At 63.7% G+C, this 17465-nt stretch carries 16 protein-coding genes; 9 read left to right on the top strand and 7 right to left on the bottom strand.

The features are described from left to right. Positions 1-26: 26 nt before the first annotated feature. The 6 genes from ABID44_RS02775 to ABID44_RS02750 all read left to right on the top strand — a co-directional run bounded on the left by ABID44_RS02775 (position 27) and on the right by ABID44_RS02750 (position 5828). Complete coding sequence (locus tag ABID44_RS02775) at positions 27-728, top strand: hypothetical protein (RefSeq protein ID WP_354150143.1); 702 nt, start codon at positions 27-29, stop codon at positions 726-728. Positions 729-826: 98 nt separating this feature from the next. Next, a complete protein-coding gene (locus tag ABID44_RS02770) occupies positions 827-1504 on the top strand; it encodes a FadR/GntR family transcriptional regulator (protein ID WP_354150142.1) in 678 nt (225 codons plus the stop codon). Positions 1505-1542: 38 nt separating this feature from the next. Next, positions 1543-2823: a CynX/NimT family MFS transporter gene (locus ABID44_RS02765; protein ID WP_378226797.1), complete on the top strand. Its 1281-nt coding sequence runs from the start codon at positions 1543-1545 to the stop codon at positions 2821-2823. Positions 2824-2878: 55 nt separating this feature from the next. Continuing rightward, positions 2879-3439 (top strand): RNA polymerase sigma factor, encoded by a 561-nt coding sequence (locus tag ABID44_RS02760; RefSeq protein ID WP_354150140.1) that lies wholly within the window; start codon positions 2879-2881, stop codon positions 3437-3439. 2 nt (positions 3440-3441) lie between these two features. Beyond that, positions 3442-5430: a vWA domain-containing protein gene (locus tag ABID44_RS02755; protein WP_354150139.1), complete on the top strand. Its 1989-nt coding sequence runs from the start codon at positions 3442-3444 to the stop codon at positions 5428-5430. Between the two features lie 134 nt (positions 5431-5564). After that, positions 5565-5828: a hypothetical protein gene (locus ABID44_RS02750; protein ID WP_354150138.1), complete on the top strand. Its 264-nt coding sequence runs from the start codon at positions 5565-5567 to the stop codon at positions 5826-5828. Here ABID44_RS02750 and bmt read toward each other — a convergent pair whose 3' ends face one another. Further along, entirely contained in the window at positions 5829-6839 is a 1011-nt protein-coding gene (gene bmt / locus ABID44_RS02745) for a betaine--homocysteine S-methyltransferase (RefSeq protein ID WP_354150137.1), read from the bottom strand. It abuts the gene before it with no gap. 318 nt (positions 6840-7157) lie between these two features. Between bmt and ABID44_RS02740 the strand changes: the two genes are divergently transcribed. Next, the gene (locus ABID44_RS02740) at positions 7158-8534 is read left to right on the top strand and encodes an aspartate aminotransferase family protein (protein WP_354150136.1); all 1377 of its coding nucleotides are present in this window, start codon (positions 7158-7160) and stop codon (positions 8532-8534) included. 328 nt (positions 8535-8862) lie between these two features. Here the strand turns inward: ABID44_RS02740 and mmsB are convergent, their stop codons facing one another. Next, the gene (gene mmsB, locus ABID44_RS02735) at positions 8863-9747 is read right to left on the bottom strand and encodes a 3-hydroxyisobutyrate dehydrogenase (RefSeq protein ID WP_354150135.1); all 885 of its coding nucleotides are present in this window, start codon (positions 9745-9747) and stop codon (positions 8863-8865) included. A 75-nt stretch (positions 9748-9822) separates the two neighbouring features. Further along, complete coding sequence (locus ABID44_RS02730; protein WP_354150134.1) at positions 9823-10992, bottom strand: isobutyryl-CoA dehydrogenase; 1170 nt, start codon at positions 10990-10992, stop codon at positions 9823-9825. Between the two features lie 192 nt (positions 10993-11184). Here ABID44_RS02730 and ABID44_RS02725 point away from each other — a divergent pair, with 192 nt between their 5' ends. Continuing rightward, positions 11185-12654, top strand: a complete 1470-nt coding sequence (locus tag ABID44_RS02725; protein ID WP_354150133.1) for a cobyric acid synthase — start codon at positions 11185-11187, stop codon at positions 12652-12654. A gap of 3 nt (positions 12655-12657) precedes the next feature. Here ABID44_RS02725 and ABID44_RS02720 read toward each other — a convergent pair whose 3' ends face one another. Then, positions 12658-13443, bottom strand: coding sequence for a TSUP family transporter (locus ABID44_RS02720; protein WP_354150132.1), 786 nt, complete (start codon positions 13441-13443; stop codon positions 12658-12660). A 168-nt stretch (positions 13444-13611) separates the two neighbouring features. Here ABID44_RS02720 and ABID44_RS02715 point away from each other — a divergent pair, with 168 nt between their 5' ends. Continuing rightward, positions 13612-14043, top strand: coding sequence for a TerB family tellurite resistance protein (locus ABID44_RS02715; RefSeq protein ID WP_354150131.1), 432 nt, complete (start codon positions 13612-13614; stop codon positions 14041-14043). A 2-nt stretch (positions 14044-14045) separates the two neighbouring features. Here ABID44_RS02715 and ABID44_RS02710 read toward each other — a convergent pair whose 3' ends face one another. Genes ABID44_RS02710 through ABID44_RS02700 form a run of 3 tightly spaced genes read right to left on the bottom strand, consistent with a single transcriptional unit; the run spans position 14046 to position 17442 of the window. After that, positions 14046-15680, bottom strand: a complete 1635-nt coding sequence (locus ABID44_RS02710) for an ABC transporter ATP-binding protein (protein ID WP_354150130.1) — start codon at positions 15678-15680, stop codon at positions 14046-14048. Further along, on the bottom strand, positions 15677-16498 hold the full coding sequence (locus tag ABID44_RS02705; protein WP_354150129.1) for an ABC transporter permease: 822 nt from the start codon (positions 16496-16498) through the stop codon (positions 15677-15679). Before ABID44_RS02705 ends, ABID44_RS02710 begins: the two co-directional genes overlap by 4 nt. After that, positions 16495-17442 carry an ABC transporter permease gene (locus tag ABID44_RS02700; protein ID WP_354150128.1) on the bottom strand — a complete coding sequence of 316 codons (948 nt, stop codon included), beginning with the start codon at positions 17440-17442 and terminating at the stop codon, positions 16495-16497. Before ABID44_RS02700 ends, ABID44_RS02705 begins: the two co-directional genes overlap by 4 nt. Positions 17443-17465: the final 23 nt, after the last annotated feature.

The raw sequence follows: 17465 nt of genomic DNA, 5'->3' as shown, positions 1-17465 counted from the left end.
CCGATCCGGACGGGAAGTGATCCGCCATGTCCGGCCATCTGTGTGGTGAAGGCTGGCGGTTGAAAATTGCCGATGCGCTGGCGGCGCATGGCCTTGTGCCGCGAGGCGGGTTCAATTTCACGTCTGACGACCGCCCCCCGCCCGGCATGGCGGAAACGCCGGCGCGCGCCGTGCTGCTTGTGGGGCAGGCGGGAGCTGCGCCATGGCCGCATTTCATGCGCTGGCGGCGCGAACGGCCGCAGGTGCGGGAAAACCCACTCGATATCTGGTCGCGCGAGATCATCGCGGGTGTGGCCGAGCGCTTTGGGGCAAGGGCGGTTTGTCCCAATGACCGTCCCTTCCTCCCATTCCAGCAATGGGCGATGCGCGCGGAGGGATTGAAGCCGTCGCCGCTGGGTATTCTGATGCATCCCGAATATGGGCTCTGGCATGCCTATCGCGGTGCGCTGCTGTTCGATCATGAGATTCCGGTTGAGGCCTTTCAAAAGGTGATTCACCTTTGCGATGCATGTGCCGGAAAACCTTGCATGAAAGCCTGTCCGGTCGAGACATATTCCGGGCAAGGTTTCGACCACCCCGCCTGCCTGTCCCACGTGCGTGGCTCCACGGGCGGCTCTTGCAGGACGCAGGGCTGTCTCGACCGTAACGCATGCCCCTATGGCGCGGCTTATCGCTATCCGGCAGAGGTGCAGGCGTTCCACATGGCTGCTTTCGCGTCGCCGTGGTGAGAACTGCCAGTAGATGCCCCGACTTCGTTTGCTTGTCTCCATATTGACATCGGGACGCTCCACAGCTTACTAAAAGTCATCAGATGATTTGATGACTTATGAAGCAGCCAGTCCGAACCAATCTTGCCGATAGCGCGGCGAACAGCCTGCGATCCGAAATTGCCGCCGGGCGCTGGGCTGTAGGTGAGCGCGTACCCAACGAGGCGACGCTCGTCGACATGCTCGGCGTCAGCCGCGGCACTGTGCGGGAAGCAGTGCGGGCGCTGGTTTCGCAAGGGTTGCTGGAAACCCGGCAAGGCTCCGGCACCTATGTGCTGGCGACGGCCGACCCCGCAGCTGCCCTCGACCGCGTCAGGCAAACCTGCCTGCGCGACCAGTGGGAGGCGCGTGCGCTTCTCGACGTTGAAGCCGCGCGGCTTGCCGCGCTGCGGCACACACCGGCGGATATCGTGACCTTGCGCAGGCTGCTGGCCGAACGCGGAACGGTGGCGGATGGCGGACGCGAGGCCTTCATCAGGCGCGATCTGGCCTTCCATCGCGCTGTGGTGAAGGCGTCCGGCAATCAGGCGATGGTCGAAATCTACGATTTCTTCACAGCGGCCATAACAGACGTCATCGGGTCAACGCTGCGGGGCGAACTGCCGGAGCCGAACGGCCAGGCTCATGCCGAGATCGTGGAGGCGGTTGCATCCGGCGATCCCGACAGGGCTGCCGCATCCGTTCGCGCCTTCATGGCGCCCGTTCTTCTCCAGCTCGATAGGCTTCTATCCCGATGACCGTCAACATATCCGCCTCCGGCGTATCGGGGTCCCATATGGTGCCCGCTGCGCTCGAAGAGCAACTGGTCGATGCAGAGGCTGACAGCCTGCCACCGCCGGCGTCGCCGAAATTCGGCAGCCCGGCCGCGCGTCTGCTGTTTGCGATCAGCCTGGTGCTGATCGCGTTCAATCTGAGGCCGATCTTTCCCTCGCTTTCGGTCGTCCTGCCGGAGGTGATCCGCGATACCGGCTTGTCGACGGTCGGGGCCAGCCTTCTGACCACGCTTCCCGTGCTTTGCCTCGGGTTGTTCGCGCCTTTCGCGCCGGGCCTTGCGCAACGCTACGGCGCGGAACGCACGCTGATGGGGGCGCTGGCTCTGCTGGCCTTTGGGACGGCGTTGCGCGGCATCGATTCGGTGACGCTGCTGTTCTTCGGCACATTTGCCGCCGGCGCCGCCATTGCGGTTTCCAACGTGTTGCTGCCCGGCGTCGTGAAACGTGACTTTCCCGAGCGTGCGGCCATCATGACCGGCCTTTACACCATGGCGCTCTGCGCCGGTTCGGCGGCGGCGGCCGGATTGACGCTGCCGATCGAGCATGTGCTGGGCTCATGGTCGGCAGCGCTCGCCACATGGGCGGCGCCGGCGGTTGTTGTTCTGCTGCTCTTCATTCCGCAGGCTTTGCGGGTGAAGCCGCAGGCCGCTCACACGGGCTTTCGGGTGGAAGGCCTGTGGCGCGACCGCCTGGCCTGGCAGGTCACGCTGTTCACCGGACTGCAATCGGCATTGGCTTATTGCGTGTTCGGCTGGCTGGCGCCGATGCTGCGCGAGCGCGGTTTCGAGCCGACGGTCGCCGGCGGCATCGTATCGCTGTCGGTCATGGTGCAGGTGGTGACGTGCCTCGCCGTGCCGTCTCTTGCTGTTCGCTGCAAGGACCAGCGTGGCGTCAATATCGCGTTGGTGCTCTGCGCCACGATTGGGCTCGTCGGCATGATGTTCGCGCCGGCATGGTCGGTGCTGTTCTGGGCCGTCATGCAGGGCATCGGGCAGGGCGGACTGATTGCTGCGGCGATGATCGTCATCGTGCTGCGCTCCTCCGATTCTCACGTCGCGGCCCATCTTTCAGGCATGGCGCAGGGCGTCGGCTATGTACTGGCGGCGATCGGGCCGCTGCTTCTGGGATTGATCCGCAGTTGGACCGGCAGTTTCGATGCGGCGGTGGCGCTCATCGTCGTGCTCGGTCTGGGCGCGGGGCTCGCCGGCGCCGGTGCGGGCAGGGCTCTGCATGTCGGCGCGCGTACGGTGCGGCTTGAAAACCGGAAATCCCGATCGCGATAAAATTTTTTGGGCGTCACCCAAGGAATGGCCAAACGGCGTCGTCCAAGACACGATGATGACGATGATGCTGGATGACGGCGATGCCGCCGATGCCGAGTTGATCGGCAGGGCGAGGGACGGGGACAGGGCGGCCTTCGGCGCACTGATCGAAAGATATTACGACTTCGTCCATCGCGTGGCATGGCGCTGGAGCGGCAACCGTACGGACGCCGAGGACATCGCGCAGGAAGTCTGCATCCGCATTGGGCGCTCAATCAGGGCCTACAAGGGCGATGGCGCGTTCACCACATGGCTCTACGCCATGACGCTCAACGCAGTGCGCGATATGGCCCGCAAGAACGTGCGCGAAACAACCAAGGCGAAGGCCTATGGCGCTGAATTCCTCACCGTGGTCGAGGCCGATGGAATGGCGGAGGACGAGACGGAAGCCTTGTGGCGTTGCGTGCGTGCGCTGCCGGCCAGGCAGCAGGATGCGGTTCTGTTCGTCTATGGCGAGGGGCTGACCCACGCCGTTGCCGCCGAGGCGATGGGGATATCCGAAGCGACGGTGTCCTGGCACATCCATGAAGCGAAGAAGCGGCTGAAGGTGCTGATGCGCCAGGCCGGGGAAGTGTGACCATGGTCGAAGACAAGCAACTCGGCAGGCTGGGCATGATGGACGCCCCGGAGGCGAGCCCTGAAGCGCGTCTGCACGCGCTTCATGCCGCAATGCAGGCATTCGAGGTGAGCGAAGAAATTTCCAATGCTCCCCAAGGAAGGGCTGAGAAGCATCGTCTCACCGACAGAGCACGCAAGCTCTGGAGAGATATGATGCAGAAGAAATTGATCGCCATGCCGGCCATAGCCGGCCTCATCGCCCTGCCGATCGCCGGCTATACGGCGGTTTACCTCATGCAGGAATCGCCCTTCGGCTTGAGTCGGCAAGCCCCGCGCGACGCAAGTCAGCAGGCTGACGAACCCGCCGGCCCTGCTCAGGTCAAAACCGAAGCTGCCGGGGATATCGTGCGCGAGAGAGCCGCCGAGGCTGAAATGAAGGCGCTCCCGGCTGCGCCCGCGCCGGTGGATATGTCCGCCGCGCGGACCAATGCGCGTGTGCAAGGGGAGATCGGGCGTTCGGCGGTCATGCCTCGGCATACGATATTGGCCCGCCCCCTGCCGGAGCCTTTTGCGCCGGCGCAGCCTAACCGTGACCGTATCGGCAATTTCGACAGCAATCCGGTGCGGCCTGTCGTCGAACAGCCGGTTTCGACCTTCTCCGTCGATGTGGACACCGCTTCCTATGCCTATGTGCGCCGTTCGCTGAGGGAAGGCGTGCTGCCGCAGGCCGATACGGTGCGGGTCGAGGAAATGGTCAATTATTTTCCCTACGACTGGAAAGGGCCGGAATCGGCGGAAACGCCCTTCAACGCCAATGTGACGGTCATGCCGGCGCCGTGGAACGCCGAGCACAAGCTCATGCATGTCGCCATCAAGGGTTATGATGTGCAGCCGGCCGAAAAGCCCAGGTCCAACCTTGTCTTCCTCATCGACGTTTCGGGTTCGATGAACGAGGCGGACAAGCTGCCGCTGCTGCAATCGGCCTTCCGTCTGCTGGTCAACCGGCTGGAGGCCGACGATACGGTGTCAATCGTCACCTATGCGGGCGAGGCCGGAACGGTTCTCGAACCCACGAAGGCGTCCGACAAGGCGAAGATCCTTGCCGCGATAGACGGCTTGCAGGCGGGCGGATCGACGGCCGGAGAGGCTGGTATCCGTGAAGCCTACCGGCTGGCGAAACAGTCCTTCGTGGAAGGCGGCGTGAACCGCGTCATGCTGGCCACCGATGGCGACTTCAATATCGGCCAGACAGATGACGGTGATCTCAAGCGGCTGGTCGAGCGTGAGCGAAAGGCCGGAATCTTCCTTTCGGTTCTGGGGTTTGGGCGTGGAAACCTCAACGACAGCATGATGCAGACGATCGCCCAGAACGGCAATGGCGCGGCCGCCTACATCGATACGCTGGCGGAAGCCGAGAAAGTGCTGGTGCAGGAAGCGGCCTCGACGCTGTTTCCCATCGCCAAGGACGTGAAGTTGCAGGTCGAGTTCAATCCGCAGACGGTCTCGGAATACCGCCTGATCGGCTACGAGACACGCGCGCTGGCCCGCGAGGACTTCAACAACGACCGCGTCGATGCCGGCGATATCGGCTCCGGCCACTCCGTCACGGCGATCTACGAGATCACGCCGAAGGGGGCCGCCCAGCGCATTGATCCGCTGCGCTATGGCGAGGCGACGACCGACAATGGCGGCGTCGCCAACGCGAAAGAATATGCTTTCGTGAAAATCCGCTACAAGCTGCCGAATGAGGATGCGTCAAAGCTCATCAGCCGCCCGGTGACTGTTGAGCACGAAGTGGCTTTACTGGACGCTGCGAGCGTGGACCAACGCTTTTCGGTCGCCGTTGCGGCTTTCGGCCAGAAATTGCGGGAAGAGGGGGAACTCGCCGGCTTCAGCTATGAGCGCATCCTGCAAATGGCCTCCGAAAGCCGGGGTTCCGATCCGTTCGGCTACCGCTCGGAGTTCCTGTCGCTGGTGCGGCTTGCCGAGGCCCTGTCCGGCCGAAACTGACGATTTGGTTTTCCTGATGAAACCGGCGGTGTTCCGCCGGTTTTTTCCACATCGTTAAAATGCAACCATTCGGGAAGACGGCATCGAAATGCCTGCACGCCATGATGTGCGCAATGGATACGAGGATTTGTTCGATGCGCGTCGATGGATATGCAGGAATTGGCGCTTACGCGGCGCGCGAGGGGGTGACCGGCAACCGCAGCAGCTCCGAAGAGATGATGAGCGCGGTGCAGGCGGCGCGCCAGACCGCGCTGTCGGCGCTGCATAACGAGCGCTTTGGCGCCATGCTGGAGCGGATTTCCGATCCGCGTTCCAGTGAGGCGGTGATGATGATGCGCGGCGGCGAGGGCGCAGCCAAGGATCAGGCGTCGGTGCTCTCCAGTTACACCGAGTTCTGATCAGGCTCTTGAGCGGCGGCGTTCGCGTCTGCCTTGCGCGGCTTCGTTCTGGCTCGCCGGCTTGTTGCGAAGCGGACCGATGCGCTCGACGATCATCTCGACGGTCGGGCGCGACGCCTTGCTGTGGTTGTCCAGCGCCTGACGCATGGCCGCCAGATGGGCGAAGGACGTGCCGCAGCAGCCGCCCACGATCTTCGCGCCGGCATCGATCGCCAGCCGCACATAATCGGCCATCAATTCGGGCGTGCCGGAATAGCGGATTTCCGATCCGTGGAATTCGGGAATGCCGCAATTGCCCTTCACGATGACGGTGGCTTCCGGCCTGGCCTCGGTCATATCAAGCAGCGAGGTGAGAATGTCGGAAGCGCCGACGCCGCAATTCGCCCCGACTCCGAGGGGCGCTTGCGCCAGGCCATCCGTGACGGCGTGGATATCCTTTGGCAGGAGGCCCATCATTGTGCGTCCGGCGGTGTCGAACGAGCCGGTATAGACATAGGGCATGCCGACGCGGATTGCCGCCTCGGCCGCCGCGCGGATTTCGTCGGGAGCGGACATGGTTTCGATCCAGACGACTTCCGCGCCGCCTGCCTTCAAACCCTCGATCTGCTCGGCGAAGGCGTCCACGGCCTCCTCGTAGGTGAGAGCGCCGAGCGGTATCAGGAGTTCGCCGGTTGGACCGACAGAGCCTGCAACGATGACCTTGCGGCCTGCCTTGTCCGCCACGGCGCGGGCGATTTCTGCCGCACGCCTGTTCAGTTCATGAACGCGATCCTGCGCATGATGCAGCTTCAGCCGGTGACGGGTGCCGCCAAACGAATTGGTGAGAATGATATCGGCGCCTGCGTCGACGAAATTCCGATGCAGCGCGCTGATGGTGTCGGGCGCGGTATCATTGAGCAGCTCCGGCGCTTCGCCTGCGGGCAGCCCCATGGCGAACAGGTTCGTGCCGGTCGCGCCATCGGCAAGCAGCACGCCTTTTTCGGCGATCAGGGCCTCGATAGGATTTGTCATGGAGAACTGCCTTCGGCGTCTGTTTCCACAGACATAGGGATTCAGCGGTAACTGCGTCAATGCCGGTTGCGACAGGGGTTTGCCTGTGCGCGGCGTGGCGCAAACTGGCATTTTGCGATGTGCTTTGCTAGGGTCTGTGCATGTGCTCGGCTGTGAACCATTCTGCAAAGGGGTTTGTCGCGGTGACACCATCGCCGCGCACGCGCCATGCCGAGCTTCTGCGCCTGTGCGCGCGCATCGGCTATTCACCGCACCTCCTGACCTGAAAATCCGCCCCGGCCAGCGTGCCGGACAGATTCAGGAAACTGGGGTAACATCATGACCTATCAGAATTATTCGCTGAAGCAGCTTCAGCAGATCGACGCCGCGCATCACCTGCATCCCTTCACTGACCACAAGGAACTGCGGGAGGTGGGATCGCGCATCATAACGCGCGCCGAGGGGGCATATATCTACGATTCGGAAGGCAACGGGATTCTCGACGGCATGGCTGGCCTGTGGTGCGTCAATGTCGGCTATGGGCGTGACGAACTGGCCGAAGCCGCCTACAGGCAGATGAAGGAGCTTCCCTATTACAATTCCTTCTTCAAATGCTCGACACCGACGCCGGTGCTGCTGGCCAGGCGGCTGGCGGAACTCGCGCCGAAGAGCGTCAATCAGGTGTTCTTCGGCTCCTCCGGTTCGGAAGCCAACGACACGGCGCTGCGTCTGGTGCGCCACTACTGGGCGCTGGAAGGCAAGCCGGAGAAAAACCGCATCATCTCGCGCAAGAACGCCTATCATGGCTCCACCGTGGCCGGCACGTCGCTGGGCGGCATGGAGCCGATGCACAAGCAACTTGGCGGCGCGGTGCCCAACATCGTCCATGTGATGATGCCTTATGCCTATGAACTGGCGCTGCCCGGAGAGAGCGATCATGAATTCGGTCTGCGCGCCGCCAGGGCGGTCGAGGACGCCATTGTGGAGGCCGGCCCGGAAAAGGTCGCGGCCTTCATCGGCGAGCCGATCATGGGGGCGGGCGGCGTGAAGATTCCGCCGATGAGCTATTGGCCGGAAGTCGAGCGTATCTGCCGCAAATACGACGTGCTTTTGATGCTGGACGAGGTGATCACGGCCTATGGCCGCACCGGCGAATGGTTCGCCGCGCAATCCTTCGGCATCGAGCCGGACACCATCACCACGGCCAAGGCGCTGACCTCCGGCTATCAGCCGCTTTCGGCGCTGCTGGTCGGTGATCGCATCGCCGGGACGCTGGTGGAAAAGGGCGGCGAGTTCTACCACGGCTACACCTATGCCGGTCATCCCGTGGCGTGCGCCGTGGCGCTCGCCAATCTCGACATCATCGAGCGGGAAGGGCTGGTGGAGCGGGTGAAGAACGACACTGGCCCTTATTTCGCGCAGGCGCTGCGAGAGCGCATCGCGGACCACCGTCTGGTGGGCGAGGTGCGCTCCTTCGGCCTGATGGGCGCGATCGAGATCGTCAGGGACAAGGCGACCAAAGAGCGTTTCGAGGGCGAGGGCCGGGCGGCCGTCGTGGTGCGCGACCATGCCATCGCCAATGGGCTGATGCTGCGCGCCACCGGCGACACAATGATCCTCTCGCCGCCGCTGATCTGGACCCGCGAGACCATCGATCTCGCCTGCGATCGTATCGTCAGGGCGCTGGATCTGGCGGAGAAAGACCTCCACCACTGATTACGATGGCCCCACAAAGCAAAAGCCGCGCTCCTTTCGGGGCGCGGCATTGCCGGATACGCCAGACGGTTTTGCTACTCAACACCGCAAAACCGGTACGCTCATTCGAACTATACGCTCCGGTACGCAACACCTGATCCGGAGCCTGAGGCGGTCGCCCGCCTTCGGATGTGGTTTTACCGCGACATCGTTACCGGACGGTTAGCGAGTGCTTAATCAAACCTAAATTTGCAATATTTCTTGATGGCTTAGACCTAACGCTGGACGTGCAAAAACGCACCCCGACTGCAACCCGGGGGCGAAAAGGCGACGTCCGGATGGGCCGGTTTCAGGCGGTCTTGTCGCGCAGGAACTCGACGATGCCGGAAAAATCCGTGCCGCCGCCACCCTGGGCGTTGAACAGGCTGTAGAGTTGCGCGGCTTCGGCCCCGAGCGGCGTTGCGGCGCCTGCGCCCTGTGCGGCTTCCTGCGCCAGCTTCAGGTCCTTCAGCATGAGTGCGGCGGCGAAGCCCGGCTTGTAGCCGTTGTTGGCGGGTGAGGTGGGCACCGGCCCCGGAACCGGGCAATAGGTGGTCAGCGACCAGCACTGGCCGGAGGAGGTGGAGGCCACGTCGAACAGCGCCTGATGCGACAGGCCGAGTTTTTCGCCCAGAACGAAGGCTTCGGCCACGCCGATCATCGAGATGCCGAGGATCATATTGTTGCAGATCTTGGCGGCCTGACCCGCGCCGGGGCCGCCGCAATGAACAATGCGTCCCGCCATGGGTTGCAGGATCGGTTCGGCGCGGGCGAAGGCTTCTTCAGCGCCGCCGCACATGAAGGTCAGCGTGCCGGCGGCCGCCCCGCCCGTACCGCCCGAAACCGGGGCGTCGATGGAGATGTGGCCGCTGGCGGCAGCCAGAGCATGGGCCTTGCGCGCTGATTCCACGTCGATGGTGGAGGAGTCGATGAACAGCGTGCCGGGCCTCGCCGCCGGTGCGATCTCTTCATAGACCGCGATCACATGCTTGCCGGCAGGCAGCATGGTGACGATCACTTCGGCGTCCCGGACCGCCTCCTTCGCATCGGCAGCTATGGCGACGCCGTGTTCGCGCGCCGTGGCGAGGTTTTCCGCCATCAGATCGAAACCAGTCACGCTGTGACCTGCCTTGACCAGATTGGCGGCCATGGGATTGCCCATATTGCCGAGGCCGATGAAGGCGATGGTGGTCATGTGGTTTCCTCCGGAGTTACGGCAACAGGATAAGGCGGCGGGGCGGTCAGGAAGAGCCGGTCTGAAGAGGCGGCTCTATGGTTTTCCAATCATATGCCTCGCGATGATCACGCGCATGATCTCATTGGTGCCTTCGAGTATCTGGTGGACGCGCAGATCGCGGACCAGTTTCTCGATCCCATAGTCATGCAAGTAGCCGTAACCGCCCAGAAGCTGGAGCGCGTCATTCGCCACGCTGAAGCCAGCGTCGGTGACGAAGCGTTTGGCCATGGCGGACCATTTCGACGCGTCGTGCGCCTTGGCGTCGAGCTTCGACGCCGCAGTATAGAGAAAGATGCGTGCCGCCTGGAGTTCGGTTTCCATGTCGGCGAGGCGGAACTGGAGCGCCTGAAACTGGTCGATGCTTTTACCGAAGGCCTTGCGTTCGCCGGCATAGGCCAGCGCCTTGTCGAGGGCGGACTGCGCCCCGCCCAGCGAACATGCGCCGATGTTCAGGCGGCCGCCGTCAAGACCGGACATGGCGATGGAGAAGCCCTTGCCTTCCTGCGAGAGCAGGTTGCGCGCTGGAACCCGGCAATCCTCGAAAACGACCTGTCGGGTGGACTGCATGTGCCAGCCCATCTTGTGCTCATTAGCGCCGAAGGAGAGGCCGGACGTGTCCTTTTCGACCACGAAGGTCGAAATGCCCCTCGGCCCATCCTCGCCAGTGCGCGCCATCACCACATAAACGTCGCTGTCGCCGGCGCCGGAAATGAACTGCTTGACGCCGTTCAGCACATAGTCGCTTCCGTCGCGCGCGGCCCGGGTGCGCAGCGCCGCTGCGTCGGAACCCGAGCCGGGCTCGGTCAGGCAATAGCTCGCCAGCCATTCCATGGAGGTGAGCTTCGGAAGGAAGCGTTGGCGCTGCTCTTCGTCGCCGTAGCGATCGATCATCGAGGCGGCCATGTTGTGAATGGAGATGAAGGACGAGAAGGCGGGGCAGGCGTGCGACAGCGCCTCGAACACCAGCACCGCGTCCAGACGCGAAAGGGCGGAGCCGCCAACATCGTCGCGCACATAGATGCCGCCAAGGCCGAGAGGCCCGGTCTCGCGGATCACATCTGAGGGAAAGTGTTTTTGCCTATCCCACTCAAGCGCGTTGGGGGCAACGCGATCTTCCGCGAAGGCGCGCGCCATTTCTTGAATCGCACGCTGGTCCTCGGTGAGTTCGAACTGATTGACATGTGTCGAAACAGCGCCGTCCATCGCGTCCTCCCGATCGGTCGGCGGCCGTTTTTTGCTCGCCGGCACTGCTTGGCTATGGATGCAGGACACTCTAGACCAATGAAAAGGTCGCGCAACCCGACCATGGGCGGAGCGGCTGTGCAAAAATTGAAGATCAGGATAGCGCATGCTGACACAAATGCATGAGCCACTTCGCCAGCGGAGCGTCTTTTGATGGCGCGGGCGGTGATGCTGCAAGGCACCGGCTCCGATGTCGGCAAAACCGTTCTGGTGGCCGGGTTGTGCCGCGTGGCGCATCGGCGGGGGATGAAAGTCCGCCCCTTCAAGCCGCAGAACATGTCGAACAATGCAGCCGTGGCCGACATTCCGGGCGAGGTCGGCGGTGGCGAGATCGGCCGGGGGCAATGGTTGCAGGCGCTGGCGTGCGGGGTCGCGCCAAGCGTGCATATGAACCCGGTTCTCCTGAAGCCGCAGACCGACATCGGCTCGCAGGTGGTGGTGCAGGGAAAGGTGCAGGGCGAAGCGCGCGCCCGCGATTACCAGACCCTGAAAGGCCGGTTGATGGGCGCGGTGATGGATTCGTGGGCGAAGATCTGCGAGGGGGCCGATCTCGTCATCGTGGAGGGAGCAGGCTCGCCGGCTGAAATCAACCTGCGCCCGCGCGACATCGCCAATATGGGCTTCGCCACCCGTGCCAACGTCCCCGTGGTGATGGTGGGCGACATTGATCGCGGCGGCGTCATCGCCTCGCTGGCGGGCACGCATCTCATCCTGCCGGAAGAAGACCGTCGCATGGTGGAAGGTTATATCATCAACAAGTTCCGCGGAGATGTCAGCCTGTTCAAAGAAGGCATTGAGGCGATTGGAAAATTTACCGGCTGGCGCTGCTTTGGGGTGGCGCCATGGCTGAAAGCCGCATCGCGCCTTCCATCGGAGGATTCGGTCGTGCTGGAACGTCTGGCCGGAGGTGAAGCGCGGTCGCTCAAGGTAGCGGTGCCGATGCTGTCGCGTATCGCCAATTTCGACGATCTCGATCCGCTGCGGGCTGAACCACAGGTCGAGGTGGTGTTCATACCGCCCGGGCAGAAGCTGCCCGAGGATGCCGGGCTGGTTGTGATTCCGGGCTCCAAGTCGACCATCGGCGATCTCATCCGGTTCCGCGAAAACGGCTGGCACCGCGATCTGGAGGCGCACCGAAGGCGCGGCGGGCACGTTGTCGGAATCTGCGGCGGATATCAGATGCTCGGCCGCAAGGTGCGCGATCCGGACGGTGTCGAGGGCGGCCTGGGAGAAGCGGAAGGGCTGGGCCTGCTCGACATCGAGACCGTGATGGAGGCCGAAAAGACGGTGCGCAATGTCCGTGCCCGTTCGGTTCATTTCGATCTGTCGCTGGAGGGCTACGAAATTCATCTGGGCCGCACTATCGGCCCCGATTGCGTGCGGCCGGTCGCCATGGTTGAAGGCGTCGCGGACGGCGCGACTTCGGCGGATGGCAAAGTGTTCGGCACCTATCTGCACGGGTTTTTTGGCGCGGACGGTTTCCGGGCGCGCTTTCTTGAAAGCCTTGGCGTGAAGGGTTCCGGCCTCGATTATCGCGCGCAGGTGGAGCGGGCGCTGGATGACATTGCCGAAGAGCTTGAAGCCTGCCTCGACTGCGATGCCATTTTCGCGCTGGCGCGGTGATCGCTAGACGCCAAGCGCCAGACGCAGCGGGTTGGCCGGATCGGCCAGCAGCTTCACCGCCAATGCTACGCAGACGACGACCAGCAATGGCTTGATAAGGCCGGCGCCGATGCGCATCGCCAGCGTCGCGCCCAGCCTTGCGCCCAGGAATTGCGCCACGCCCATGATGAGGCCGACCTTCCAGTAGATGACGCCGGCAACCGCAAAGACGCCGAAAGCGCCGATATTCGTGGCGAAGTTGAGCAACTTGGTGTGGGCCGTGGCTTTCAATACGCCGTAACCGGCCAGCATCACGAAGGCCAGCATGTAGAAGGAGCCCGTGCCCGGCCCGAACAGGCCGTCGTAGAAACCGATGGCGGGCACTGCGGTCAGCCCGAAAAGGAAAGGCGAAATCCGCTCGGTACGATCCACGTCGCCCATATTGGGTTTGAACGCGAAATAGAGCGCGATGGCGATCAGCAGGACGGGAAGCGCAGCCTGCATGATTTCGGCCGGCACTATGGTCGCCGCCACCGCGCCGAGAGCGCTGCCGATCAGAGCGAGCGTCGCGGCTGGCAGTTGCTTGCGCAGGTCGACATGTCCCTTGCTCGCATATGCGATCGTCGCCGAGCCGGAACCGAACAGACCCTGCAATTTGTTGGTGCCCAGCGTCTCCACGGGCGGCATGCCGGCCAGCAACAGGGCGGGGATAGTGACGAGTCCGCCGCCGCCGGCAATTGAATCGATGATACCGGCGAGGAAGGCGGCCAGCGCCAGCAGGGCCACGGTATCGGCGGCGAGTTCGAGCATTTTGCACCGGGGAGGATGAAAGCGTGTGAGGCATGCTTCCACCACATGACGCAGGATTGTGCAATGGCCACACTCGAGCTTGTGTTGATGCATGCATGCAAAACCGGGATTCCCCTTTTGTGCGCTATGCTCTAACTATGAGCGCGTTGCCGCATGAGGGGGCTTGCCATGGCGTTCGCGTTTCTGGACCATATCCGCAGCATGTTCGAGGGCGATCCCGGCGTGCGCAAGGTTGCCGACGATCCCGTTCTGTCGGCCGAGTTGCTCATGCTGTTCCGCATGATCCTTGCCGATGGCTCGGTCAGCGACAGCGAGATGGAAACGTTTCGCCGCATCTGCCGCGATGCTTTCGGCATTCCCGAATCCAGCATCGATAGCGTGATCGAGTATCTCAACGAGTCCGGCTATGAGACGACCGGCGCGCAGGCGATTGCGCTGTTCCGCGATCTGCCGGTCGAGCGCCGGCGCATTCTTGCAGGCCACATGGCCGAGATTGCAAAGGCCGACGCCAGCCTCGCCGACACCGAGATCAGGCTGCTGAAACGCACCCTCGAAGTTCTGGACGTCGATCCGGCCGATGTGGTGAAGCGCAGGGATTGAGGTTACCCCTGCTCCCGCAGTCTGAGAGCCAGGGCGCGTTTGAGGTCGGGTGCGGCCGAAACCAGTTCCTGCGCCGCGCCGGATTGCGGATTGTCCAGCACCGCGTGTGTAAGACCGCGCTCGACGATGCGGCCTTCCTCCATGACCATCACCTCGTCCGTTATGGCGCGCGCGACGGTCAGGTCATGGGTGATGAACAGGTAAGCGATGCCGAGCCGTGCGTTCAGATCGGCGAAAAGATCAAGAATCTGGGCGCGGATCGATACATCGAGCGCCGAAACCGGCTCGTCTGCCACCACAAGCCTGGGTCTCGTGATGATGGCGCGGGCAATCGAAATGCGCTGGCGCTGACCACCGGAGAATTCGTGCGGGTATTTGTCGAGCGCGCCCGGCTCGAGACCCACCTCTGACAGCGCGGCGGCTGCCATATCGCGGCGCTCTGTCCTCGATGGTGATTTTTCCAGCAGATGCAGCGGCTCCGTCACCAGTTTTACGACCTTCTGGCGCGGATCGAAGGAGCCGTAGGGGTCCTGGAACACCACCTGCATATCGCGGCGGGCGGGCTTCAGTTCGGCCTCGCTCCTGCCGGTGAGGGTTTCGCCCCGGAAGCGGATTTCACCGGCGGTCGGCCGGTCCAGGGCCAGCACCATGCGCGCCAGCGTGGACTTGCCACAGCCGGAGCGGCCGACGAGCGCCACGGAGCGGCCGGGCGCGATGGAGAACGACACATCGTCGACGGCGCGGGTGGGCGCGCCGCGTCGAAACAGGGAAAGCCGCCGGCCGGGATAGTCACGCGTGAGATTGCGAACGCAAAGGAGCGGGGCTTGCGTGCTATCGGGTTTGTCGTGTGCGGTTTCCGCACGGATTTCCGGCACATGGGTTGAGGCTTGCGCCAGTTGGCGGGTGTAGGGATGCGTTTGCGCTGAAAGCACTTGCGCGGTCTCTCCATCCTCCATCACCTGTCCATTGCGCAGGATGGTGATGCGGTCCGCCATGTCTGCCACGACGGCGAGGTCGTGCGAGATCAAAAGCAGGCCCATGCGGTTTTCCGCCACCAGATCGCGCAGCAGCTCAAGCACCTGCGCCTGCAACACGACGTCGAGCGCCGTGGTCGGTTCGTCCGCGATCAGCAACCGGGGCTTCAGTGCGCAGGCGATGGCGATGACCACGCGCTGGCGCTGTCCGCCGGACAGTTCATGAGGGTAGCGAGACAGGGGGAACTTGGTATCCGGCAAGCCGACACGGTCGAGTATCTTGCGGGCGCGCTCTTCCGCCTCGGCCCGGCTGGAGCGTGTGTGCCAGCGTATGCCTTCGGCCACTTGCTCGCCGATGGTCTTGAGCGGGTTGAGCGCGGTCATCGGCTCTTGAAACACCATGCCGATGTCGTCGCCGCGCAGCGCGCACATCTGCTCCTCGCCGGCGTCCAGAAGATTTTCACCATCCAACAGCACGCTGCCCGATGCCCGTGTAAGATGCGGCAGAAGCTGCATGACGGTCAGCGCCGTCATCGACTTGCCGGAGCCGGATTCGCCGACCAGAGCCATGATCTCGCCCTGCCGGACCGACAGGTCGACACCTTGCAGAACCGGCACGGCTCCGATGGAGAGCGACAGGTTTTCGATCTCAAGCAGGCTCATCGGCGTCGTCTCGATTTGGGATCGAGCAGGTCGGCGACGCCATCGCCAAGCAGGTTCAGCCCCAGCACGGTGATGACGATGGCCATGCCGGGAAACAGCGCCATCCATGGCGCGATGGTCATGCGCGTCTGGGCGTCGAACAGCATGCGCCCCCAGCTCGGCATCGGCGGTTGTGCGCCGAGCCCGAGATAGGAGAGGCCCGCTTCCGCCAATATGCCGAGCGCGAACTGGATCGTGCCCTGCACCAGCAACTGGTTGGCGATGTTCGGCAATATGTGTTCGACGGTGATCAGCGCCTGTCCCTTGCCGGCGGCGCGGGCCGCCAGAATGAATTCGCGCGGCCATACCGACAGCGCGCCGGCGCGCGCCACGCGGGCGAACACCGGCACGTTGAAGATGCCGATGGCGATGATGGCGTTGATGGCGCCGGGGCCGAAAATGGCGGTGATCATGATGGCCGACAGCAGGGCGGGGAAGGCGAAGACGAGGTCGTTCAGGCGCATCAGCGCTTCATCCAGCAGGCCGCCGCGCGCCGCCGCGAACAGGCCGAGCGGCACGCCGGCGCCCATCCCGATGCCGACCGCCACCAGGGCCACGGCGATGGAATTGCGCGCGCCCACCATGATCATCGAGGCGATGTCGCGGCCGAAATGGTCGGTGCCGAACCAGTGGGTGAGGGAAGGCGCCTGCGTCCTGTCCGCCACGATGAGCTTCGTCACGTCATAGGGCGTCCACAGGAAGGAGATGAGCGCCATGAGGGCGACCAGCGCGGTGATCAGGCAACCTGCAACCAGCGGCCGGTTGGCGAGCGCCCTCATGCCCGGTTCCTGAGACGCGGATCGACCAGCGCATAGGACAGGTCGACGATCAGGTTGACGGCGATGACGGTGGCCACCAACAGCATGACCACGCTTTCGACCACGATCAGGTCGCGCTGGGTGATCGCCTGAAAGACGAGGCGGCCGAGGCCCGGCAGGTAGAACACGTTCTCGATGATGATGGTGCCGGCCAGCAGGAAGGCGAATTGCAGGCCCATGATGGTGACGACCGGGATCAATGCGTTACGCAGCGCGTGCCGCCACAACACCTTGCGCCATGGCATGCCCTTGGCGCGGGCGGTGCGGATGTAGTCTTCCGACAGCACATCGACCAGCGCCGAGCGGGTGACGCGGGCAAGGATCGCGGCCTGCGGCAGGGCGAGCGCCAGCGCGGGCAGCAACAGCGCCTTGAGGGCCGGCCAGACGCCGGCGCTCCAGCCTGGAAATCCGCCCGCGGGCAGCCAGCGCAGCCATACGGCGAACAGGTAGACGAGCAGCAGGGCGAACCAGAAATTGGGCACCGCCACGCCAAGCTGCGCCGCGCCCATCGAGATCGCGTCACCGGCCCTGCCGCGTCGTGAGGCGGCGTAGAGACCGACCGGGATGGCGATGGCGGTGGAGAGCGCCAGCGCGATCAGCGCCAAAGGCAGGGAGACGGCGAGCCGTTCCGCGATCAGATCGATGACCGGCACGGAATAGGTGTAGGAACGGCCGAAATCGAGCGACAGAAGGTTGCCGGCCCAATGCAGGTAGCGCTGCATGGGTGAGCCGCCGAGGCCCATCTGCTGGCGCAACTGCTCGACCTGCGCCTCGCTGGCGTTCATGCCCAGCATGACGCGCGCCGGATCACCCGGCACGATCTCCAGCACTGAAAACACCACTATCGAAGCCAGCGCCAGCGTAACGGCGGCGATGGCGAGGCGTTTGGCGAGATAGGCTGTCATCGGATCGGCGATCCGGCGCGGGA

Origin of the sequence: Aquamicrobium ahrensii, from assembly GCF_040545755.1 — a bacterium.
GTDB classification, from domain to species: Bacteria; Pseudomonadota; Alphaproteobacteria; order Rhizobiales; family Rhizobiaceae; genus Mesorhizobium; species Mesorhizobium ahrensii.
Note: the sequence above shows the minus strand (reverse complement) of the source record. Positions and strands in the feature narration are given on the sequence as shown.